The organism is bacterium, from assembly GCA_020444065.1.
Classification (GTDB): Bacteria; Sumerlaeota; Sumerlaeia; order SLMS01; family JAHLLQ01; genus JAHLLQ01.
This window is the reverse complement of sequence record JAHLLQ010000002.1, coordinates 413,370-434,404: the sequence shown is the minus strand read 5'-3', so window position 1 is coordinate 434,404 and position 21,035 is coordinate 413,370. Positions and strand designations below refer to the sequence as shown.

General features: G+C 59.1%; 19 protein-coding genes. 7 read left to right on the top strand and 12 right to left on the bottom strand.

The window, feature by feature from the left end:
- Positions 1–2: 2 nt before the first annotated feature.
- From KQI84_06255 to KQI84_06245, 3 genes are all read right to left on the bottom strand, one after another.
- Entirely contained in the window at positions 3–590 is a 588-nt protein-coding gene (locus KQI84_06255; protein MCB2154469.1) for an ORF6N domain-containing protein, read from the bottom strand.
- Between the two features lie 156 nt (positions 591–746).
- Positions 747–1,106 (bottom strand): hypothetical protein, encoded by a 360-nt coding sequence (locus KQI84_06250; GenBank protein MCB2154468.1) that lies wholly within the window; start codon positions 1,104–1,106, stop codon positions 747–749.
- Between the two features lie 69 nt (positions 1,107–1,175).
- Positions 1,176–1,904 carry a DUF4386 domain-containing protein gene (locus tag KQI84_06245; GenBank protein MCB2154467.1) on the bottom strand — a complete coding sequence of 243 codons (729 nt, stop codon included), beginning with the start codon at positions 1,902–1,904 and terminating at the stop codon, positions 1,176–1,178.
- 365 nt (positions 1,905–2,269) lie between these two features.
- On the opposite strand from KQI84_06245, the gene KQI84_06240 reads away from it, so the two are divergent.
- Positions 2,270–4,429, top strand: coding sequence for a VCBS repeat-containing protein (locus KQI84_06240; GenBank protein MCB2154466.1), 2,160 nt, complete (start codon positions 2,270–2,272; stop codon positions 4,427–4,429).
- A 263-nt stretch (positions 4,430–4,692) separates the two neighbouring features.
- On the opposite strand, the gene KQI84_06235 is transcribed toward KQI84_06240, so the two are convergent.
- The 4 genes from KQI84_06235 to KQI84_06220 all read right to left on the bottom strand — a co-directional run bounded on the left by KQI84_06235 (position 4,693) and on the right by KQI84_06220 (position 9,626).
- Positions 4,693–6,018, bottom strand: a complete 1,326-nt coding sequence (locus KQI84_06235; GenBank protein ID MCB2154465.1) for an ATP-binding protein — start codon at positions 6,016–6,018, stop codon at positions 4,693–4,695.
- 72 nt (positions 6,019–6,090) lie between these two features.
- On the bottom strand, positions 6,091–7,020 hold the full coding sequence (locus tag KQI84_06230) for an ABC transporter ATP-binding protein (protein ID MCB2154464.1): 930 nt from the start codon (positions 7,018–7,020) through the stop codon (positions 6,091–6,093).
- 137 nt (positions 7,021–7,157) lie between these two features.
- Entirely contained in the window at positions 7,158–8,201 is a 1,044-nt protein-coding gene (locus KQI84_06225; GenBank protein MCB2154463.1) for a PilZ domain-containing protein, read from the bottom strand.
- Positions 8,202–8,342: 141 nt separating this feature from the next.
- Positions 8,343–9,626 carry a PilZ domain-containing protein gene (locus KQI84_06220; GenBank protein MCB2154462.1) on the bottom strand — a complete coding sequence of 428 codons (1,284 nt, stop codon included), beginning with the start codon at positions 9,624–9,626 and terminating at the stop codon, positions 8,343–8,345.
- A 201-nt stretch (positions 9,627–9,827) separates the two neighbouring features.
- Here KQI84_06220 and KQI84_06215 point away from each other — a divergent pair, with 201 nt between their 5' ends.
- From KQI84_06215 to KQI84_06205, 3 genes are read left to right on the top strand one after another with little or no spacing between them, the layout of a single operon-like run.
- A complete protein-coding gene (locus KQI84_06215; GenBank protein ID MCB2154461.1) occupies positions 9,828–10,382 on the top strand; it encodes a hypothetical protein in 555 nt (184 codons plus the stop codon).
- Positions 10,379–10,555, top strand: a complete 177-nt coding sequence (locus KQI84_06210) for a hypothetical protein (GenBank protein ID MCB2154460.1) — start codon at positions 10,379–10,381, stop codon at positions 10,553–10,555. The genes KQI84_06215 and KQI84_06210 overlap by 4 nt, the downstream gene beginning before the upstream one ends.
- Positions 10,556–10,590: 35 nt before the next feature.
- Positions 10,591–10,902 (top strand): EutN/CcmL family microcompartment protein, encoded by a 312-nt coding sequence (locus tag KQI84_06205; protein MCB2154459.1) that lies wholly within the window; start codon positions 10,591–10,593, stop codon positions 10,900–10,902.
- Positions 10,903–10,995: 93 nt separating this feature from the next.
- On the opposite strand, the gene KQI84_06200 is transcribed toward KQI84_06205, so the two are convergent.
- Positions 10,996–12,846, bottom strand: coding sequence for a hypothetical protein (locus KQI84_06200; GenBank protein MCB2154458.1), 1,851 nt, complete (start codon positions 12,844–12,846; stop codon positions 10,996–10,998).
- A 462-nt stretch (positions 12,847–13,308) separates the two neighbouring features.
- Here KQI84_06200 and KQI84_06195 point away from each other — a divergent pair, with 462 nt between their 5' ends.
- Positions 13,309–14,343: a hypothetical protein gene (locus tag KQI84_06195; GenBank protein ID MCB2154457.1), complete on the top strand. Its 1,035-nt coding sequence runs from the start codon at positions 13,309–13,311 to the stop codon at positions 14,341–14,343.
- A gap of 1 nt (position 14,344) precedes the next feature.
- Here the strand turns inward: KQI84_06195 and KQI84_06190 are convergent, their stop codons facing one another.
- On the bottom strand, positions 14,345–14,662 hold the full coding sequence (locus tag KQI84_06190; GenBank protein MCB2154456.1) for a hypothetical protein: 318 nt from the start codon (positions 14,660–14,662) through the stop codon (positions 14,345–14,347).
- 179 nt (positions 14,663–14,841) lie between these two features.
- On the opposite strand from KQI84_06190, the gene KQI84_06185 reads away from it, so the two are divergent.
- Positions 14,842–16,077 carry a hypothetical protein gene (locus KQI84_06185; GenBank protein ID MCB2154455.1) on the top strand — a complete coding sequence of 412 codons (1,236 nt, stop codon included), beginning with the start codon at positions 14,842–14,844 and terminating at the stop codon, positions 16,075–16,077.
- An 88-nt stretch (positions 16,078–16,165) separates the two neighbouring features.
- Here the strand turns inward: KQI84_06185 and KQI84_06180 are convergent, their stop codons facing one another.
- On the bottom strand, positions 16,166–16,387 hold the full coding sequence (locus KQI84_06180; protein MCB2154454.1) for a DNA-directed RNA polymerase subunit omega: 222 nt from the start codon (positions 16,385–16,387) through the stop codon (positions 16,166–16,168).
- 115 nt (positions 16,388–16,502) lie between these two features.
- Positions 16,503–18,422, bottom strand: a complete 1,920-nt coding sequence (gene dnaK / locus KQI84_06175) for a molecular chaperone DnaK (protein ID MCB2154453.1) — start codon at positions 18,420–18,422, stop codon at positions 16,503–16,505.
- A gap of 354 nt (positions 18,423–18,776) precedes the next feature.
- On the opposite strand from dnaK, the gene KQI84_06170 reads away from it, so the two are divergent.
- The gene (locus tag KQI84_06170) at positions 18,777–19,193 is read left to right on the top strand and encodes a tetratricopeptide repeat protein (GenBank protein MCB2154452.1); all 417 of its coding nucleotides are present in this window, start codon (positions 18,777–18,779) and stop codon (positions 19,191–19,193) included.
- Between the two features lie 74 nt (positions 19,194–19,267).
- Here the strand turns inward: KQI84_06170 and KQI84_06165 are convergent, their stop codons facing one another.
- Complete coding sequence (locus KQI84_06165; protein MCB2154451.1) at positions 19,268–20,734, bottom strand: PAS domain-containing protein; 1,467 nt, start codon at positions 20,732–20,734, stop codon at positions 19,268–19,270.
- Positions 20,735–21,035 lie beyond the last annotated feature (301 nt).

Here is a 21,035-nt window from a genome sequence, read left to right as displayed (position 1 = left end):
GGTTAGTCCGATTCTCCCTCGTCGTGATGGAAGCCGATTCTCCGTCGGCTCTTCCCGGGCGCAGGTGACTGCGAACTGGCGGAACCACCGCGCAGTTCGTCACGTAGCATCCTCACGGCCGCCGCGAGCATGCGGAATTTCTCGTCGTGACTGTCTAAACGACCGCCGAATTCGCGCTCGATAGCCTCCAGCTTCTTGGTCAATTCGCCGTGGGCGACAATCAACTGACGATAGCGCACAAATGCTCGCATGATCTCCACATTCACTTCGACCGCACGCTTGCTCCGAAGGACACTCGAGAGCATGGCCACGCCCTCCTGAGTGAAGACCCTGGGGAGGTACCGCCGCCCGCCGTAACTTGAGGTCACAGATTGTGATCTCAAGTTGCTCCACTCCTCTTCTGTGAACTGGAACATGAAGTCTTCCGGGAATCGCTCGCTGTTGCGTTTCACCGCTTGATTCAGAACCCTCGTTTCCACCTCGTAGAGTGCCGCAAGATCCTCATCGAGCATGACCTGCTGGCCTCGGACGGTATGGATGACCTTATCGATCTGGCGAAGTGGGGTCGTTGGGGAAGACTTCTTGGGCATGGGAGCTAACTTCCTTGGCTTCAAGGGGCAATTCTGCTCTGGATCGGCGGCGGGGCAAACCAAATGGGCTGGCGGAGCAATGGCCGGCCCGGGGTTTATATGCCATCACTCCCATGCCCCCCCACAGAGGCACGCTCTACTCTTGGTCAACTTGCGCTATTCCGGGCTGCCCTCCTCCGGGGCGCTGGCCGGGTCTTCGAGAGCAAAGAGGATCACTCCAACTCCAAGGAATGTGAGCAGGTCGAGACTGCCTGCGGTCAGAGTTCCTGCACCGATTGCTCGGAACCAGAAGTGGCCTCCAACACACAGCAAAGCAAGTAGTGCGATGCCAACTGCCCCAAAGCGATACTCCCGCCTTCCAAAAATGATCGCCAGGATCATCAGCGGAAACAAGAGCATCGATGTGATCCAGAATGGAACGAGAAGGACTGTGAAACTCAGAAGAACAAGGGCGATCGCCAGGATCTTCCAGAAGATCGCAATGAAGAAGCGAAGGCGATGGCGAGAGATGGCCATGGTGGAATCCCTACGGTCGGACTGAGTGGATATTCAGTAATCGCTGGGGGTCCCCAGGCCGATCCACATTCACGCAGCCGCCTTGTCTAGGCCGGCGATCCCCGGGGGGCGCAGACCTTTCAGCAGCAGCCAGAAGCCCAGCACGATTTCGAAGAGCGTCAGCGGCACGTCGAAGAAGCCGATGTGGACAATCTTCCCGTAGTCGGGGAAGATGATGTAGGTGAGTGCGCAGAACGCGCACCACGCCGCTGAGGCAATCCCGAAGGCAGCGAGTGCCCTGGGGATGTACTTCGACTTGAACAGCAGCATGCTGCAAACGGTGGAGGCCAATCCCCAGAACGGCAAGGCAACGTAATACGCGTCCCAACTGCTGCGAAGGTGAAGCTGCGACAATGCGTGCAACTGGCCTGTCTCGAACGCTCGCAGGAAATCGGCGTCATCCAGAAGTCGCATCGCGCCCAGCGTATTGAGCGCAATGATCCCCCACATCCCGGCATACAGAAGCCTGAAGAACATCGCCGTCAGGGCGAGGTTCTTGTTCACCGGCTTCAGTACCACATACAGCGACGTGGACATCAGCACGAGGGTCACGATGTAGAGCAGGTTGAAGAAGATGTTGAGACGAAACAGCGTCGCATGTTCCACCATGTTCCGGGCGGTCTCCGCGATATCGGGAACGATGTACCGGAAGTTGACGCTGTAGTTGGAGACAACAACGATCACAATGGCGAGGATCAGAGTGACTCCCGCCGGTCTGGCGGCCCTGCACTGCGACTCGTCGATTGCACTGGTTGGCATGTCAGTTCTCCCAGAGAAGTCGATGCCCCACAATCCGCCGGGGGCCATCTGCTTCTTCGATTCCCGTCCTCGCACGCCGGGACGCGTGTGCGCCCCGAGGAAACCATCTCTTGTCTGGATCTCAAAGGCACTGGAAGCACCGCGAGGGGACGTGGGCAAGGAGAAGGTCTTCAGTCTTTGGCCTACTATGGCGACGGCTGACTGCGGAGGATATTCGATGAAAGAGCAATTCTTCTCGACACTTGTCTATTGACACCTGTACCTCTGCTCGCTATCACCAACGCATACTCCTTGGCCGGAGGTGCAAAATGGAGAGGAAGAGCAGGACCAGGTGCGCCTTGGGGCGCGCGAGCACTCGCTTGGCAATGCTGGCAATTACTCTGCTGATTTCGCGAACTGTCTGGGCGGTGGTTCTGGATACCCCCACCCAGGTCGGGCCGGAATACAACGGCGAGTTCATTCAGGTAGCCGACGTCGATGGCGATGGCGATGAGGACATGATCGCATCAAGCCGAGTTCTTGGGTACGAGATGTTTGGATCGGCCGTCGCGATCTACAAGAACAATGGTGCGGGGGTCTTTGGAGATCGCGAGCTCTACGAGACAGAGACCCTGATCATTTGCCTCCTGGCGGCGGATATCGACAAGGATGGCGCGATCGACATTGTTGGGGGCAGTATTACGGCTCCGCTACTGTGGCTGATGAAAGGGAACGGCGATGGCACGTTCAATGCGCCCGTCCCGATCGATCTTCTCCCGTTCGGGGGGAACCCGCGGGCGATCGCAGCCGACGACATCGATCACGATGGAGATGTCGATCTGGCAATCTGTAGCGCTGATAACGGAGTATACGTGCTGCTTAATGAAGGGGTCGATACATTCGCAATCGGTTTCGTCGTACCCCTGGAAATCGACGGAGTGTATTCCGGTGTTGTTACAAGTCGATTAAATGACGATGATTATCCCGACTTGATTGTCTCCAACGGTGCCGATCACTCGATGCGTGTCTTTCTTTCGGATAGCTCCGGTAGTCCAACGCTGTCCGCAACATTGCCGATCGTCTTGGGAATATCAGCATACAGTCCCCCCGTTCTTGATGCGAACGACGATGGCCGGCCCGATATCGTCGCGGGGTATAATCCGCCGATGCTGTTCCTGGGCAACGGCGACGGTACGTTTCAAGATGGGATCGTGCTGTCTGGGAATATGCGGTTTCTCGATCTCGCCGTCGCCGATATGAACGAGGATGGTCGGGAAGATATTGTGGCCTCTGCCGGAATCTACGGAACGGCCGTGTTCCTTGCGAACAATGAGGGGTTCTTCAATCCGCCGGCCTATTACGCACGATATGGCATCGATGGGCCGATTTTTGTTCCCAAGCGAGTGAATGTCGCCGACATGGATGGGGACGGCCATTTGGATGTCACTGAGGATGGAATCGTGGTTCTCTATGGCCGCGGCGACGGGTCGCTGAGTTCCTACCCGCTCAGCGTAGAGATCGGCGACCATGAGGAAGGAGTTCAACTGGCGGACATGGATCGCGATGGACATCTGGACCTAATTGCGACGGACGAAGACGCCAATACGCTCTCAATTTCAGAAGGTCTCGGAAACGGATTCTTCGGCGCCCCGAAGGTCCAGGCCTGGGAAGGCGATCTGCACGCTATGGCCGATCTGAACAACGATGGCTGGCAGGATCTTTTTGCCACGCAAGCCTCCACGAACAATTTGTTCATTCAGTTGGGGACAGGTCCCGGGACCTTCGGGCCAGCCACTGTGGTCAGAGAGCACACTGCGCCGGAAGACCACTTTGTGACAGACATGGACGGCGATGGGAATTTGGACCTCGTGCCACTTGATTTCCATAATATCATCATTCTTCCTGGGAACGGAGACGGAACCTTCGGCGCCCCGATCAAGTCTCCTGATATTTTCCTGGATCCGCTGTTTGCTTTCAAAGCAGCAGATCTGAACAATGATGGCTACAAGGATATTGTAGTAACAGCCCTGCAGGCGATGCGCACGATCTTGAATTCCAGTGATGGGGCGATGACGCTCACAACGCCCGTGTACACTCCAGACACCTTCCAGGATTTCGTGTTGGGCGACTTCAATGAAGACACATTCCCCGATATGGCCGGAATAGCACGGCTTGGCGACGTCATGTCTGTCTTCATTGGGAATGGAGATGGGACATTCAGTGAACGGGTCGACTATACGACCTATGGGGGCCCGACCTCGATTGTCTCGGAGGACTTCGATGGCGACGGTCACATCGATCTGGCCGCTATGGCAGGACGCAACAGGCTCGATCTGTTTCTTGGGAATGGAGATGGGACCTTCCAGATTCCAGTAAGCTGCGTGACACTTCGCGGCGAAGGCAAACTGCTCGCTGGCGACTTCGACGAGGATGGAGACATCGATCTGCTCTCCGAAAGCAACATTCGGGAAGACGTGGTCGTAATCTTCAACCGCACCATCCGCCCGGAGTATAACCAGCCACTGGTGGGGTTGATGGCGCGTTAGGGGGGATTACAGTCAGGTGCCAAAGCGGGAAGAATTAATCGGGGAATGGTAGTGAGGTATCGAGGAGTGATTCGTGGTTTGCTGAGGCTGCAGCCCCGAATCCATCAGATGCCGGATCCTCGACGATCCTGCAAACAACAATCTGGAATGGGGTCGTTTGTCTCAGATCGGGAGATGCCGCTTTGAGTGCTCTCTATCTGTTTCGCGTACAAGCTCTCCGGCGAACATCGTGATGGCCGAACAGTCTACGAAGAGGCGAAGCACTACCAGTTGATTCCCTTGAAAGCTTCCGGGGTAACCCTGCCATCTTCGACATAGGGGATCTTTCGTGTATCCAAACCGAAGAAATCGTAGATGCGGTCAAGTATCCTGAAGGAAACGGAAGGAGCCTCCTGTGGGACCCATGCAATATCGGTTCCGATGAGTTCGGCGCCTTCGGGCTTCGCCGCAGGAAAGCGCCCCGATCCATGGCGACTCAATGGTCCGGGCGGCAGCAGTATAGGATCATCATCGATGAGATTCCTCATTCCAAATGCAGCCCAGTATTCCTTTCCTCCCGTCTCGGCGAGTTGATGGATGTCCTCGAAAACCTGAAAGAAGCACAGTGTCATCTCAACAAGCGTTAGCGGATTAATGGCACGCTCTTCATTCCCCCAGGTCATTCCATCCGGGTCTATTCTCACCATTCCGACCAGGATGCCTCTCTTTGACAATGCGAATGCGTGCGAACCTCCTTTGTAGAGTAGTCCCCCGCATGCCAATCGCCGGGGATCTGAGTATGGCCTCCAACCGAAGCCATGCTCTCTGATCTGCCTTGGTTCTCTAAGGTACCGAGTCAAAGGATCTGCCCCAAATCTGTTTCTGAGTTCCAAGGACGCCCTCTGAAATGGCCAAGCTTCTAAGTAGAAGTACGGAGCGTCATGCGCAGCCAAGGTACTTACAAGCTCCCGCAGCAAGTCCTCCCGCTCCTTGGCCCAGTCTTCAGGTTCGGACATTCGCGGTTGTTCAACACCTTGTTGCCGTAATACTCGTCCGATTTGAATCTCACTGTGCAACTCAGCCGCATCCATGCGATCCGTCGATTCACCGAGTCGTATTGGAACGCAGAGGAATACGTCTTTTCGGGAGAATGCGACCTCTGTTCTCGTTACCAGGATAGGAAAGCTCGAAGAAATTGCCTGCGGCGTGACAATGTATAAGAGGCCAGCCTCTCTATCATCGAAACACCATGCGATTTCCACATCTCGAATCGGAGGATAGGTGAGGCGAGCGATCGCCTCTCGATATCGCTCTTTGTCAACTAACGCAAAAGGAACGCGGGATACCGACTCCGCTTCCTCCCTCCTGGCACCTGGGGTCTTTTTGGTCTTCACCCCGATTATGATGGCTCCGCCCCTCTGGTTGGCGAAAGCAGCCACGTCCTTTGCGAGTTCAGTCTGTCCCTTGAGAATCTCTTCCTTTGACGCGTCGGGTATCCAATATGGCTGACCCTTGAAATCCACCCAATCGGCCTCTTCAGTACCAAGCAGACTGCCTTCGTCGGCTGCCTTCAATACACGAAGCAAATCCTGTAAGTTCGAAACAGGCATGTGAATCCTCTGAGGTGCTGTTTCCCCCCGACGCGATGTAGCCTTGCTTCAGTGGAAAGAGTCTTTGCTCCCCTACTGCACCAATCCCTTGGTGACCTTCATGAAGACGTCTTCGAGGTCGATATCGAGTTCGCGGACGCTGGAGAACTTGATGCCGTTCTCGACGAGTTTGTCGGTCACGTAGTCTTCTTCGGCGAAGTCCAGCGGCAGGTGAATCTGCAGCATCTGGCCGTCGCGTTCGACTTCCTGCACATTCTTGTCGTTGATGAAGAGATCTTCGGCCTGCTGCTCGAAGCCGGCGCGGAGTTTGACCTCGACGATGCGGGCGCCGCGCAGTTGTTGGGTGATCGTCTGGATGTCGCCGGCGTAGAGCAAGTTGCCTTGCTCGATGATACCGACAGTGTTGCAGAAGTCCGCCAGCTCGGTCAGGATGTGCGAGCTGATCAGGATGGTCTTGCCCATGTTGCGGAGTTCTTTGAGGAGCTCGCGCAGTTCGATGCGGGCGCGCGGGTCGAGACCGGACGCGGGCTCGTCCAGCAGCAGCACTTGCGGATCGTGCACGAGGGTCTTCGCGAGGCAAAGGCGCTGCTTCATGCCGCGAGAGAGGGCCTCGACGTAGTCGTTCTTCTTGTGGCCCAGGTCAGTGAGTTCGAGCACGTCGTTGATGATCTGCTTCCGGCGGCTCTTCTCGATCTTGTAGGCGGCGGCAAAGAAGTCCAGGTACTCCCACACCTTCATGTCGTCGTACACGCCGAAGCTGTCCGGCATGTAGCCCATGACGCGCTTCACATCCTCGGCCTGGGTCAACACATTGTAGCCGCAGACGAGCGCAAAGCCCTGGGTCGGCTTCAGCAGCGTGGCGAGGATCTTAATCGTGGTGGTTTTGCCGGCGCCGTTGGGGCCGATGAAACCGAAGATGTCGCCCTTCTCGATGTGAAAGCTGAGGTCGTTGACGGCGACCAGGTCCTTGTAGACTTTCGTGACTCCGCGAACGTCGATCATGGGTGTTTGCGCTCCTGGTTATGGCGGGCCCCGTCGCATCGATGCGAGGCGGCATGCGTAGGATGGGGAATCGGTTTGGCGGGGGCAAGGACAGAAGTTTTGCGCCCGTCCATTGACTGTACGGGCGCCCGCTCGGATTATTCCGGATTCCAAGGGAATTTCGCGCCTTTGCGCAGGCACTCGGCGGCTTCTTCCGCGTCGCCGCGCAGTTCGTACTGGAAGATGCACTTCTCCGCGTGACCCATGATGTCTGCCAGTTGGCGAAGCGCCTGGAGCATCTCGGCCGGGGCGCCGGTGAATTTCAGCTTCAGCGATCGGCCGTTGTTGGTCACCAGGATCTCGTCGAACAGACCGCCCTGGCGGAATGTCTGCGTGTCGTGGTGCCCGGGCTTGTGCATGATCCAGGCGGGCGTGGAATCGGAGGCGACCTTGCCGGCCATGGCAATGAAGTTCAGGTTGTTCGCTCGGCTGGGAACCAGCGGGACGTCGATGCTGAAGCGACCGTCGGTAACCTTGGTTTCGTAGGTCTCGGTTTCGCCTTCGACAATTACGCGATCTGCATCGAATGCGCGACCGGTGAAACGGAAGGGCGAACGGCCCGTCGTCGCCGGAAAGCCATCGAGGTGCGGCGGCGTCAGGAATTTCGAATCGTAAGCGTGCGAGGCGTCCCACTTCGGCAGCAGGTCAACGGCCAGATCCTCGCGCCGCGGATGAATGGCGATTCCCATCGTGGCGAGATCGGGTGCGAAATTGGTCCAGACCAACTTGCCGGAGACCACGATCTTGTCGCGCGAAGGGACAAGGACTTCGAGACGAACGAACCGCGGCTCCAGATCGATTTGCAGGAACTGATCCTGAGTCATCTGCAGCGTTTCAATCCGCGCGCCACTCGGACTGAGGTCGACGATGCGGACGGCAAAAACTTTCGGGATGAAACTCTGCTCCGGCATCAGGATGCGCAGCAGTCCGGGGAAACTGCACGGCCGGCGCGCCGCAACGCGATGTTCGCCGCTGCTCTTGTGGGTGGGTTCATGCGATTCCTGCGGTGGCGGCGGCGTGGCCGGTGGCGGAGGAACGTGCGGCGCCTGCTGCGGCGGAAGCTGTTGATCCTGCTTGGGGCGCAGGGGAATCCCACGCAATGGAATCGGTTCCAAAGGATTCCGTGACTTATCGTCGGTCATGAAACGATCTGTTGGAGGCGATGTGTTTCGATGTAATCCGCAGCCCTATCTGCATCCACTCTGCGCAATGGTTAGCGCACGGCGGTGTCGTGGCGCAAGTCCGGCGTGAGTCACAAATGAAGAGATCGGGGATGAGGGATTTTACGTGAAGCCTTCGCCGTCGTCTTCGACCTTTTCGCCACGAAGGATGCGCGCGGCGAGTCGCGCGTCGCCCTTCAACGTGTACGTCAGCGAGCACTCTTCCGCATGTTTGAGTACTTCGCTAAGCGTCTTGATTGCGGGAACGAAACGGCCGGGAGAACCGGAGAGGCGCACTACGACTTCCTGCCCTTCCGGGTCGACTTGAACCTGGTCGAAAAGCCCTGACGGCAAGCGCGTTTGTCCGGCTTCCTCCTCGGGCCTGTGCAAGACACACACAGGCGTCGGAATGGAGGATCGATCCTCACGCACCGCAGTGAAGGAGAAGAAGTTTGAACGCCCGACACGCAGCGGTACTTCCGCACGGAATCGATGATTCGTGACGGGTATCTCCGTCGCTTCCGGACCAACACGGAGCACAACGATGTCGGCCTCGGCGACCTTTCCGGTCAGCAGCAGATTCTCTCGAGACGTCACGCTCGGGAATGGATCGAGAACCGGCGGCGACAGGCAATAGGTGTCCGGATCAGTTTCGAAGTGATTCTCCGGCAGGAAGATGTGCGTCAGGTCCTCCGGTCCTTCGTCGAACTGAATACCGAGGACGGAAATCTCCGGATCGTAGCGGCACCAGATGAGTTTTCCGGTCAGCGTCGTCTTCTCGCGACGTGGGAAGAGAGCTTCCAGGCGCAGGTGCCGCGGATCGCGATCGAGAACGCGTGCGTAGGGCTCATCCAGTTGCCGCGTTTCGAGGCGCGCGCCGCTGAGGCTGATATCAACGATGCGAACCGCCAGGGTGCGAGGCGTGAATGTCTCTTCCGGGACCATGATGCGCAAGACGCCCGGAAAGCTGCACGTGCGCCTGCGGCTGCCCCGGCTTGTGCCCCCCGGGATGTGCGGCTTTGGCGGTTTGGGAGCGGCCTGTGCGGGGGGCTGGGGAGCCTGCTCCGGTTCCTGTTCGGCGGTCGCGAGCGCAGAGGCCGCATCTTCGGGCTCGCCCCACAGAATCGCCGCCCATGCGTCGCGATGCTTGGCTCGCGTGCGGCGAGAGGCGTCCGGAGCTTTCGGAGGCGGAGCGACCGGCGGCATCGGGGGTACCGAACCGTCCAGAAGGCGATTTCCGGCGGACGACCGCGGGCCACCGAGCGGAACGCCGTCCGAGGAACGAGGAGAAGCGGGCGGACGCTGCTGGTCCTGGCGCGCCTTCTCTTCCTCATTCTGCTGGATCTTGCGCAGACTCTTCCCCTGAAGAGAGACTGGGCGCAGCGGATCTTGTGGATTCTTACCCATGGTTCCCCGATTGTCCCTTCGCCAGTGTACTCTGGCACGGGCATCTTGAGAGAAGGTGGCTGAAAACCTCAAGCCCGATGACCGACCTTTGAGGATCCTTTTTACGTCATGCACGGATCGCGCCGGTTCGGCGCGGGGTTTCGCCTTGCCGCGATGGGCCCATTGGGCGATTTCTTGGAGTCGATCGGGAGGATCGGGCCCATGGCTGAAGAAGGATCCGGGAACATCTTCGAGAGCACGACGTTCTGGCGCGTTCTGGTCGTCGTGCTGCTTCTGGCTCTCGCCGGTGTGATCGTGGTGATGAAGTCTCCCAAACTGGCTCCACAGTCTCAAGGCCTGCCAAACGCGGACGAAGTGGTCCAGACGCTGCAGGATACACTGGAGCGCCGGAACGCCGGCGAGCAGGTATCGAATCCGCGTTACGATCAACTGAACGCCGAACTGGATGAAATGGAGAAGGAGATCGCCGCAAAGGATGAGGAAATCCGCGCGCTCCAGCAGCAACTCGGCGCAATGGACATGTGGCTGAAGAACTACTCGGAGAATGAATTGCCTCGGGCGCGTCAGGCGCCTGATCCAGAGTTCCACAAGAAGGCGATCGCTTACTACAATGGACGCGTCGGGCAGCGGAATGAGTTGAAAGAGAAAATCGATGGGGTGATCGCCGATCGCAACGATCTCTCGGATCGTTTCAACGCCAAAGTCGATGAACTGAACGAGATTGCGCGAGGCACCCAGGCGGGAAACAAGCAATGACTGAGAAGGATGAACGAAAAGAGCCGGAAGCCTGGAAGTCGAAGAACCAGGTATTCATCGCAAACCTCGGCCCATCTTGCACATCCTGCGATTCTTGTCCGATCGAATCGACTGGATGCAATTCGACGCCGCATCTTCCGCTTGCCGAACCGGATCGGGATTCACCAGAGTGACCCCTTGATTTGACGATGCCGGGAGAAGAAACCCCATGTTGCTCTGCAAAGTCGTAGGAACCGTAGTCGCTACAGCAAAAGACGAGGGCCTGGAAGGCCTGAAGCTCCTGGTTGCCCAATCCGTCGACATGGATATGAAACTGAAGAACCAATTCGTCATTGCGGCGGACGGCGTGGGAGCCGGCATGGGCGAGATCGTCATCATCGTGCAAGGCTCGTCGGCCCGCATGGCGACGCGGGTGAAGAACAAACCTCTGGATGCGACGGTCGTCGGGATTGTGGATGCCGTCGAAGTCGGCGGAAAGATCGTCTACCGCAAGGAAGAAGAAGAGGCCGTCAGCAAGTAATCGAAGGACGACTTCAACCACGGACTTAAAGCAATCGAGGAGATGACGCCATGGCGGTCATCTCCTCGTTTTTCTTTCGGAATTGTCTCGAGATCAGGCGTTTCGTCTGCGCTTGGCCTCGTCAAGCATCTGGGTGACTTCCTTATCATCCGGACGAAGACTGGCTGCAACTGAGAGACATTCTACGGCGCGGGAGAAGTTCCCCTTTTCGAGCGCCTGCTTGCCGGCGTTCTTCTGCGTTACGAACATCTTTGCCGGGTCGGAGTCTCCCCCGGTGCCGGGCAGCTGCATGGTCACTTCCTCGCCGGAAATGGATCCACCGTCCTGGGCCAGCGTTTCATCCAGCGAGACATCGTCGAGTTTGATGTCGCCGTCGATCTTGATCGTGTCGAAGAGGGCCTCGTCGACGCCGCCTCCGCCCTTCTCGAGATTCTTGGTCTCTTCGCTTCCCTCGCCGAACATCACATTCTGATATTCTTTGTCGAAGCTCGACTTCGAGAGGTCGTCCGCTTCTTTTGCCTGAGACTGCTCTGCGCCTGGCATCTGCGTCTCGTCGCCCGGGAACATCAGCGAGTTGTACGACATCGCGTTCGGATCTTCGCCGCCGGCGTCGTGATGCTGGGTCGGCTGATCCGCCGTCGGCATCTTGGTTTCATCTTCGGCGAACATCAGCGAGTTGTAGGAGAGGGAGCTTGTGTCTTCGGGACCCGCTTCGGCTTCGGATTTCTCAGGGGGCGGAGCCTGCGGCAGCTTCGTCTCGTCGTCCGCAAACATCAGCGAGTTGTAAGACAGCGAGCTCGTGTCTTCCGCGTCCGGCTCGGGTTGCTCCTGCTTCGCAGCGGGGGTCGCACCCGGCATCACGGTTTCATCTTCCGTGAACATCAGCGAGTTGTAGGACATCGCGTTCGGATCTTCCGCTTCCTCTTCGGCAGGCGCTTCCGACTCTCCGCCGAGAGAAATGGAGTCGTCCTCATCGCTGGCAGAAACCGAGGCGAATGTATCGCCTTTGACCTCTTCGACATCGCCCACCTGGCTGTCGCCGCTGGCGAGGTCCACGGTCGGCTCCTCGACGGGCTGTTCCTCGACGGGCTGCTCTTCTTCAGGATCAAATTCATCGTGAAGCGTCGGAACGTCGGGGAAGCCGACTCCGCCGCCGGCCTCGAAGACCGATTCCTCATCCGGACCAACCGAAAGCGACGACATGATGTCTGTCTGTTCACTGACCGTCGGCTCATCGGGCTGTCCAACGCCATGCTGAGTAATCGAGGTCTCCACGTCTCCGCCGGCAGTAACGTGCGTCGGCTGATCGGCCAGGCCGGTCGGGGCATCGTGGACGGTTGCGTCGCCATCCAGATTTCGAGTGCGGCGGACTTGTTCAAGCGCCGTCTGCAACCGGCGGCGGGAGTTACGGAACATGACCCAGGCAATGATCGCGATCGCCAGCAGGACAATCACACCGACGATCAGGCCAATAATGACGCCCATCGGAAGCGTGCTCTTGCTGCGGTAGGTGCTGCGTGGACGCGACTCCGCCTGCTGGGCCGGAGTCTGAAGAGTATTCCCACCTGCCATTCTGGCTTCGTTAAGAAGCTGCTGGGCGGTCTTCATGGGAGCCTGTGTGGGCTCCGGGACGACTTCAGACGGGCCGTCGCCAAAGATGCTCGAAGGCTGATCGGAGCTCAGCAGCTTCCGCTCTGCCAAGTCCTTCCAGAAGACGGCCTGTGGATTATCAGGATCCAAGGTCAACAACTGGTCGGAGAACTTGATCACGTCCTCATATCGACCTTCGGCGAAGAGACGTCGAATCTGCTCCTTGGTTGCATCGATTTCCCGCGCCCGGGCAAATCGGTCCTGCTCACCCAAGGCTTGCTGTGCATGGACAAGACTCGGCAGGAGACTCGAGAAGAGTAGTGCCGCCAGAAGTAGCCAGCAAGCCTGTCCCATTCGCGCCCAGAGTGCCCCTCGGGTTGAGTGTATTGGCCGTCTATTCCGCATGGATTGCTGTTTCCGTTTGTTCTTTTCTGAGAATCAACGCGTCATGAAAAGACCCAAAGGCAAAGGAAGCCCCGTGCCCGACGCTGCCGCAACGACTTTTCTACCGCTACGGGAAAATCTTGTGTTGAACCTACCAGCACCTCTTGAGTTCGCCGCCCTGTCGACCCTATCTTCTTCGCGATCATATCCTCCGAGGCAAGGTTCTTTCCTATGTTATCCCTCCCGACGATCCGAAGGAAACCCCAAAGAACTCAATCATCGCGACAGTATGGGGCCCTTCTGCTACTCCTGTCACTGTTCACCATGCCCGCGTACTGCCAGAGCGACCTGTCGCTCTCGAATAACGATCTCGCGGCTCCCGTGCCCACGGCACAGGCACAAGTCCCTGTCAAGAGGGTCGCAGTCCGGATTGTGCCGGAAGGGAACACAGGTGTCGATGGCAACTTCGTGTATTTGGCCGAGGCCGGCGAGGACGTAGAGCTGGCCGTCGAGGTGACCTCGGAGGGCCAGTCGGGCGGGGGGCAACTTCCCTCGATTGGAGCCCAGCCCGGGCATCCCGGCCGCATCACACAGGATGATCAGACTCGCCTGGTGTGGGAGTGGACAAGTGGCCGCGCCTATTCCGTGGATGGTGACCGGATACGCTGGCGCGCGGGGACCGATGGTAGTCTGGCTGAAGTTCGAGTCCGCTATGCCGCGCGTTCCGGCGTGACGACGTCAAGCGCCACAGAAGTCCTGGATAGCGAACTGGCAGAGGCTTCACAGGGTTTCGGCGAACTGAAGATTCTGCCGGGATTGTCCTTCGACCGAAACGGTGACGGAGTGATCGAAAGCACGGTCATCGGCATCTATCCCAACGAGTACGATGAGCAAGCGCCTTCCGTCGTCCAACGCAACAGCATGCTCTACCACCCGCCGGACACATTCTACCGCCTCGACCAGGCGACACGGGGACTGCAACTGAGCGCCCATGCGACTCTTGGAACACTGAATCCACCGGTCTTCGACGATGAGAAGGTGCGCTTCGTGGCGCTCGATCCGAATCTTGTGGTCTTGTGGGAAGAACTCCGGAATCAGGTCGAAGAGGCCGGTAAGAGCGCCACGGGATTACGAATCCTCCGCGGCTTCATCTCGCCCCATGAGCGGCAGCGCCTGGAGCGCATGGGCGTCAAGCTGGCTGACTTCACGCGCTATCAGTACGGCGATGCCTTCGCGATCATCTACGACCTGAACAACGATTTCCGCATGGATGATCTGAACAAGGACGGCGAAATCACCATCGAGGACTCTGAAGTCCTGGGCGACTGGGTCGAGGCCGCCATGAAGGCGATGGATCACAAGGGGGGCATCGGCACGAGCGCGTCTTTCGAAGGCCCGAACCACATCGGCACCCCTTACGTGCATGCGGACTTGCGGGGATGGCGGGAACGGTGGCAGGAGCGCTAGATCAGTCCTTTATCGGGGCGTCGCCGCGAAATGTAGCGCCGACGTTGTAGAGCTTCCGGGCGACGCGAACGCAGGCTTCTCGATCTTGGGGAACGCGCCATTCGTCCTTCATCAGATCGTGCAGATGGCGGGCGATTTCCATATAGTCGGCGCCCTTCTTGACGAGGACCAGGATGGGGCCGATCTGCGGTTCGTACTCGCGATCGGCGCCATGCAGGCCCTGGACATGCAAGGGATCCCAGCGCAGCAGAATGCGGTTGATATCCATCCGCATCATCTTGGTGGCGAGCCGATTGTTGGCGGCCTGTGCGTCTTCCACTTCGGGCCTCTCCGCGAGTCGAATTCTGCCGTCCGGCGACAGAGGAAAATCGCTAGCGCGCCCGCGGGGCGTCGTGCAAGCTTGTTTGCCCGGTGGAGACGGGGAGAGACACCAGTTCGGCGAAATCCCGCCGAATCTGCAGGAATTACGGAATCTCGAGCAAAGATGTCCTTGGAACAATGGCCCAACTGGTAAGCCTCAAATTCGCCCCTAACGAAATGCCACTGCGCTATACCGCACCCGGCATCGGAGATCTGAGCCCCTCGGAGTTCGTCGTCGCCGAGCGCGAAGGGTCCCAGGATATTGGCATTATCGCCGCCGTCGAGTTCGTCTCGACCGATCAACTGAAGCTGCGCCAGGAACGGTTCCGACGGATTCTGCGTCGAGCCACGGCAGAGGAAAAGGAGGCCTTCTTCGTCCGCAAATCCGAAGAGAGCCGCGCGCTGAATCTCTGCAAGGAGAAGGCGCGCGAACTGAAGCTGCCGATGAAAATCTCGACCGTTCGGATCGACCCTGGCGATGGGCGAGTGATCTACAATTTCACCAGCGATCAACGCGTCGACTTCCGCCAGTTGGTCCGCGAATTGTCGTTGATTCTGCGCGCACGTATTGAACTCTGGCAGATCGGCGTGCGCGACGAGGCGAAGGTCATCGACGGATTTGGCGTCTGCGGCTTGAGAACCTGCTGTTCGCAGTGGCTGCCGGAATTCCGCCCCATCAGCATCCGCATGGCGAAGGACCAGGACATCAATCTTCCGCCAAGCAAGCTCTCCGGTCAATGCGGGCGCCTGCTGTGCTGCCTTTCCTACGAAGTCGATCAGTACCGCGACATGAACAAGCGCCTGATGCCAAAGGGGGCGACGATCAAGGCCGAGGGCAAAGAAGGCATCATCATCGATCGGAACATCCTGACTGGCGAATACACGGTCAAGATGCAGGATGGGCCGACCCTCAAGGTCTCGATCGAGGACATGGAAGACGTCCGCGTGCCCGATCAGATGAAGAGCATGGCCAAGGTCCTGGAGAAGAAGTTGAGCGAACGGGCCGAGGCCCGTGGACTCGTCTCGCCCGAGCCCCCGCCCGCAAAGGAGCCGGAACCCAAGCAACCTGCCAAGCCAAAGGCAAAGGCTAAGTCGGACTCGGAGGAAGACTCCGGGGAGGATTCGGATAAGAAGGGCCGCCGTCGCCGCCGCAGGCGCTCGCGTGACAAGTCGAAGGGCGGAGACGGCGCAAAAGAACAGGCGGCAGCATCGACTGAGAAGAAGGACGACAAGTCTGCCAAGCCGGCAAGAACCAGGTCGCGCCGCGGCGGAGCCAAGAAGAAGGACGGAAAGCCCCAGGCTCCTAAGGCCGAAGGTGCCGAGGGCGAAGCGAAGTCCGGCGGCCGTCGTCGCCGCCGCAGACGGAAGAAGTAGTAACAGCGTCTGACAGTGAATCGACTATAAATCAAAGCCCCCGCACGGATGCGGGGGCTTGTTTCAATTCCGGGTGAAGAGGGATCCTTCAGGTGAGCTTCTCGAGCTCGCCGGATTCCTCGTTGCGGTTGCGGACGATGACCTTGCTGGCGGCGATTTCTTCGCGAGCCACATCGACGGGGTCGAAGTTGCCTTCCGCGTAAGGGATTGTGGGTCGGCCGGTCTTGATAAGCTGCTTGGCGCGACGCGCCACCGCATTAATCATCAAGTACTTGCCGTCGGCCTCGCACATCTTTTCCTTTTTCGCCATAACTGACTACCTGCCGCGTGGATTGGACTGGCTGGGAAACAAACGATTTCCTGCCGTCGGGAAGCGTGGTCCTAAGCCGATAGCCCCCCGAAGGCAAAGGAAAAAGTGATCCGGCTTACTTCTTCTCGTCGTCGACCTTCTCGAATTCCGCGTCGACGACGTCGTCATCGGCACCCTCGGGAGGGGGTGTTCCCGGTGTTTCCGGGCCCGCACCAGGGGCTCCGCCGGCGGCCTGCTGGGCCGAAGCATACATCGCCTCGCCGGCCTTCTGGAGCACCTGCTCCAGGGCCTCGCCGGTCGACTTGATGAGCTCGAGATCGGTGCCTTCCAAGGCCTTCTTGGCCTCTTCGATGGCGGATTCGATAGCGCCCTTCTGGTCGGCGGCGATCTTATCGCCGTACTCGCGCATCATCTTCTCTGCGCCGTAGACACGGGCGTCGGCTTCGTTGCGAGCCGCAATGGCATCACGCTTGGCCTTGTCTTCGGCGGCGTGCTCTTCGGCTTCGCGCACCATCTTGTCGATCTCGCCTTCATCGAGCCCTGAACCGGCCTCGATGCGGATCTTCTGGCTCTTGCCGGTGCCCAGATCCTTGGCGGAGACATGCAGAATGCCGTTCGCGTCGATATCGAAGGTCACCTCGATCTGCGGAACGCCGCGCGGAGCGGCCGGGATGCCGTCGAGGTTGAACTTGCCGAGCGACTTGTTATCCATGGACATTTCGCGCTCACCCTGGAGCACGTGGATAGTCACGCTGGGCTGGCTGTCGCTGGCGGTACTGAAGATTTCGCTCTTCTTCGTCGGAATCGTCGTGTTGCGCGGGATCAGCTTGGTGCAGACGCCGCCCAAGGTCTCGATGCCGAGGGAAAGCGGCGTGACATCCAGAAGCAGCACGTCGCTGACGTCGCCCGCCAGCACGCCGCCCTGGATCGCGGCGCCGATGGCAACGACTTCGTCTGGGTTGACGCTGCGGTTGGGCTCCTTACCGAAGACCTTCCGCACGCTCTCCTGAACCATCGGGATGCGGGTCGAGCCGCCAACGAGGATGACTTCATCGACTTCGCTGGCGTCGAGACCGGCGTCGGCCAGCGCCTTCTTGCAGGGGCCAACCGTGCGCTCGACGAGCGGCTCGACGAGGCGCTCGAACTGGCTGCGGCTCAAATCGACATTCAGGTGCTTCGGGCCACTGGCGTCGGCGGTGATGAAGGGCAAATTGATGTTCGTGGACATCGAGCTGGAGAGCTCGACCTTGGCCTTCTCGGCCGCTTCCTTCAGGCGCTGTAGGGCCATACGGTCCTGGCGCAGATCGATGCCGTTTTCCTGCTTGAACTGGTCGGCCAGCCAATCGATCACGGCCTGGTCGAAATCGTCGCCGCCCAGGTGCGTGTCGCCGTTGGTGGACTTCACCTCGAAGACGCCTTCGCCCAACTCGAGGATGGAAATATCGAACGTGCCACCGCCGAGATCGTAGACGGCGATCTTCTCATCCTTCTTCTTATCGAGACCGTAGGCCAGCGACGCGGCCGTCGGCTCGTTGATGATGCGCAGAACTTCAAGACCGGCGATGCGGCCGGCATCTTTGGTCGCCTGGCGCTGCGAGTCGTTGAAATAGGCCGGGACCGTGATGACAGCCTTCTCGACCTTGTGTCCGAGGTAGTCCTCGGCGGTCTGCTTCATCTTCTGCAGGATCATGGCGCTGATTTCGGGCGGAGAGTACAGACGATCTTTGATGTCGACCGCTGCGTCGCCGTTGTCGGCTGCCTTGATGTGATAGGGAACGCGCCCGGCTTCCTTCTGCATCTCCGAGTACTTCATTCCCATGAATCTCTTGATCGAGAAGATCGTGTTTTCGGGATTGGTAATGGCCTGCCGCTTGGCGACCTGACCGGTCAGGCGCTCGCCGTCCTTGGTGAACGCGACCACCGACGGGGTGGTGCGAGAGCCTTCCGAACTGGTGATCACGACGGCCTCGCCGCCTTCCATAACGGCGACGCACGAGTTCGTGGTGCCCAGATCGATTCCGATTACTTTGCTCATATGTCCTAACGCCTCCGGGAAACTACATCTCTGTCTGGCGGACAGGGGCGCAAAATGAAGGCCAGCGGAGTGTTCCCGACGTAACGGCAGCGAACCGTTTGATTTTCTTGTGGTTAGGCGATGATTGAGCCGGCGCGAGAGGGTGGGCGTGGCTCAAAAAGACACGTCCCGGACCGCGGTGGGTCGTGAGGGGCAGGAGATGGATTCCGCGGCCCAGCTTCGTGGCGCACGGCCGCCGCTCAGCGAGGCAAGTCTTTTCCCTCGACACCGCCCCGGGCTGTCAGATACCGATGCGCGTCATTGTCCGGCCGCACGCCGTGCCGGGCCCAACATTTTTGCGACAGGCTTGTTTTCATGGCAAAGAAAGACCCCGATCTGTACGAACGCGAACTCGATCGCTATCGCGAGACACTGAAGCTGGATTACGATGTGGCTCTGGGCCGTTATGGGCTGACTCTGCTGAACTCCGTCAATCCGGCGGAATCCGCGACGATCCTGCGGGACCTTGGGTTTGAGCTGACCGAGGCGGTGGACTTCTACAACCTCGGCGTTCAGGCCGCCCAGGAAGAGAACTGGAGCGAGGCGATCGTTCACTTCAAGCGCGCCGTCGAAATCGACGAAGAGATGGTTCAGGCCATCCACAACCTGGCTCTCTGCTACGAGAAGACCGGTCACGTGCCCCAGGCGAAGTCGACCTGGGAAGTTTACCTGAAGCACGTCGATGGCGATGACCAGGAGCGCATCCAGGAACACATGGCTGAGTTGAACTAAGCCGCCATTTACAAGCGATTAATACGAAGAGCCCCCCGATCGCTGGGGGGCTCTTCGTATTCGTGGGCAGCCTGTCAGGTAAACTGTGCCGGCAGGCGGAGCGGGAGTCTGATCGTAAACCGCGCGCCGTCGAAGGGCGATGTGGACACGTTGATGGTTCCGCGGTGTTCGCTGACCAACTGGTAGACGATCGACAGGCCAAGGCCGGTGCCTTCGGCCTTCGTTGTGTAGAATGGATCGAAGATGCGATGCCGGTCTTCCTCCGGCACTCCGGGCCCGTCATCATCGATGTGGATGAGCACGAAATCGCCTTCTGTGCGTGTCCGCACGGCAATCCGGCCCGGACCACGAATGGATTCGGCGGCATTGAGCAGCAAATTCGTCAGGACCTGGTGAATCAGGTCGGGATCAGCCTGCACGATGACTTCGGGACACTCCAGGTCCAGTTCAACGTCGATCGCCCCTTCGGCCAGCGCAAACGCCCCCACGCTGCGGCGGATTACGCCGTTGAGCACAACGGGCTCGGAGTGAATCGGCTGCGGGCGCGCGAAGGACAGGAAGGATCGGATTCTGCTGTCGAGACGCTGGACCTCTTCCTTGATGAACTGGGCGGCTTCTTTGCGCATGTTCTCGGGGCGCTTCTCATCCAGGATGACTTCAACGGATGAGAGAATGATCCCGAGCGGGTTCTTGATTTCGTGGGCGATGCCGGCGGTCAGTTGGCCGAGCGAGGCCAGCTTCTCGGTCTGATGGAGGCGCTCCTCCAAGATCTTCCGCTCGTGGACGTCGCGGATAATGCCGATCACGTACTCGATTTCACCCTCACGCCCTCGGACAGGGCTGTAGGTCGTCTCGATCCAACGTTCCTCGCCGCGAGCGTTTCCGCAGAGCATTTCCTCCGTCTGGTGATTCACCAGGCCGCGGAACAGCGCCCGGGCCGGGCACAGCATCGTCGCATACGAGACGCCGTGCTCCGTGTGGCAGCCAATGACGTCGGAGCATTCGCAATTGCTGCGGACCACATCGCGGGGATCGCGCCCGAGCAACTCGCCACAGGCACGATTGAAAACGCGAACGCGGCGATTCGCATCGATCACCATCACGCCGTCGGGCGCAGAATCGAGAATCCTAGCAAAGCGCCCGCGCACGCCGCGGCTCTCTGAATCGTCGAGAAAGACAATCGCAACCATTGCCTCGCCGGCCGTCGCCCCGAGGGGGATGAAAGCAAGCCGCTGCGGACGGTCGAGTGGCTCCGCGAAGACGGCCTGCATGTCCTCGCCGAGAGAGATGACTTGGCCCTGGAAGGCCGATTCGACGGCATCGAAGATAACCTTCGCGGCATTCGGAGCCTCGACCCAGGGGGCGAGGGCATTCTCCGCGGTCAAGCCGACGGTCTTGCCTGTGCTGAGGCCAAGATCCTGCAGCGGCCCATTGATCCTTCGAATCTTGCGGTCCGGGCCGATGACGAGACATCCCACGTCGAGCTTCTCGAACATCTCGTAGGGGAATGAGAGGAGTTGGCCGGTGTCCATTGCAGTCATGCGCGCTCTCCGTGGGTGAGGCTCAGGACGGCCAAGAGGCCGCTCATCCAGGCTGTGTGCAGGATCCTCGCCAGAAAAACCGGTCCTGACAATGAGGATCGTGGCTACATCTGCGCCAAGCATGCCATCTTTGGCATGGATTGACTATTGCTCAAGGAAGATGGGCGTTGGGATTGGCCGGTTCATCGACCGCCCCCGAACGCTCCTCTTTATCGCCGAACCGGTATAATCCCTTGATGCACAAAGGGATATGTGGCCATATTCCGTCCGGTTGTCAGATTGGGGAATCTGGAGAAGAGAA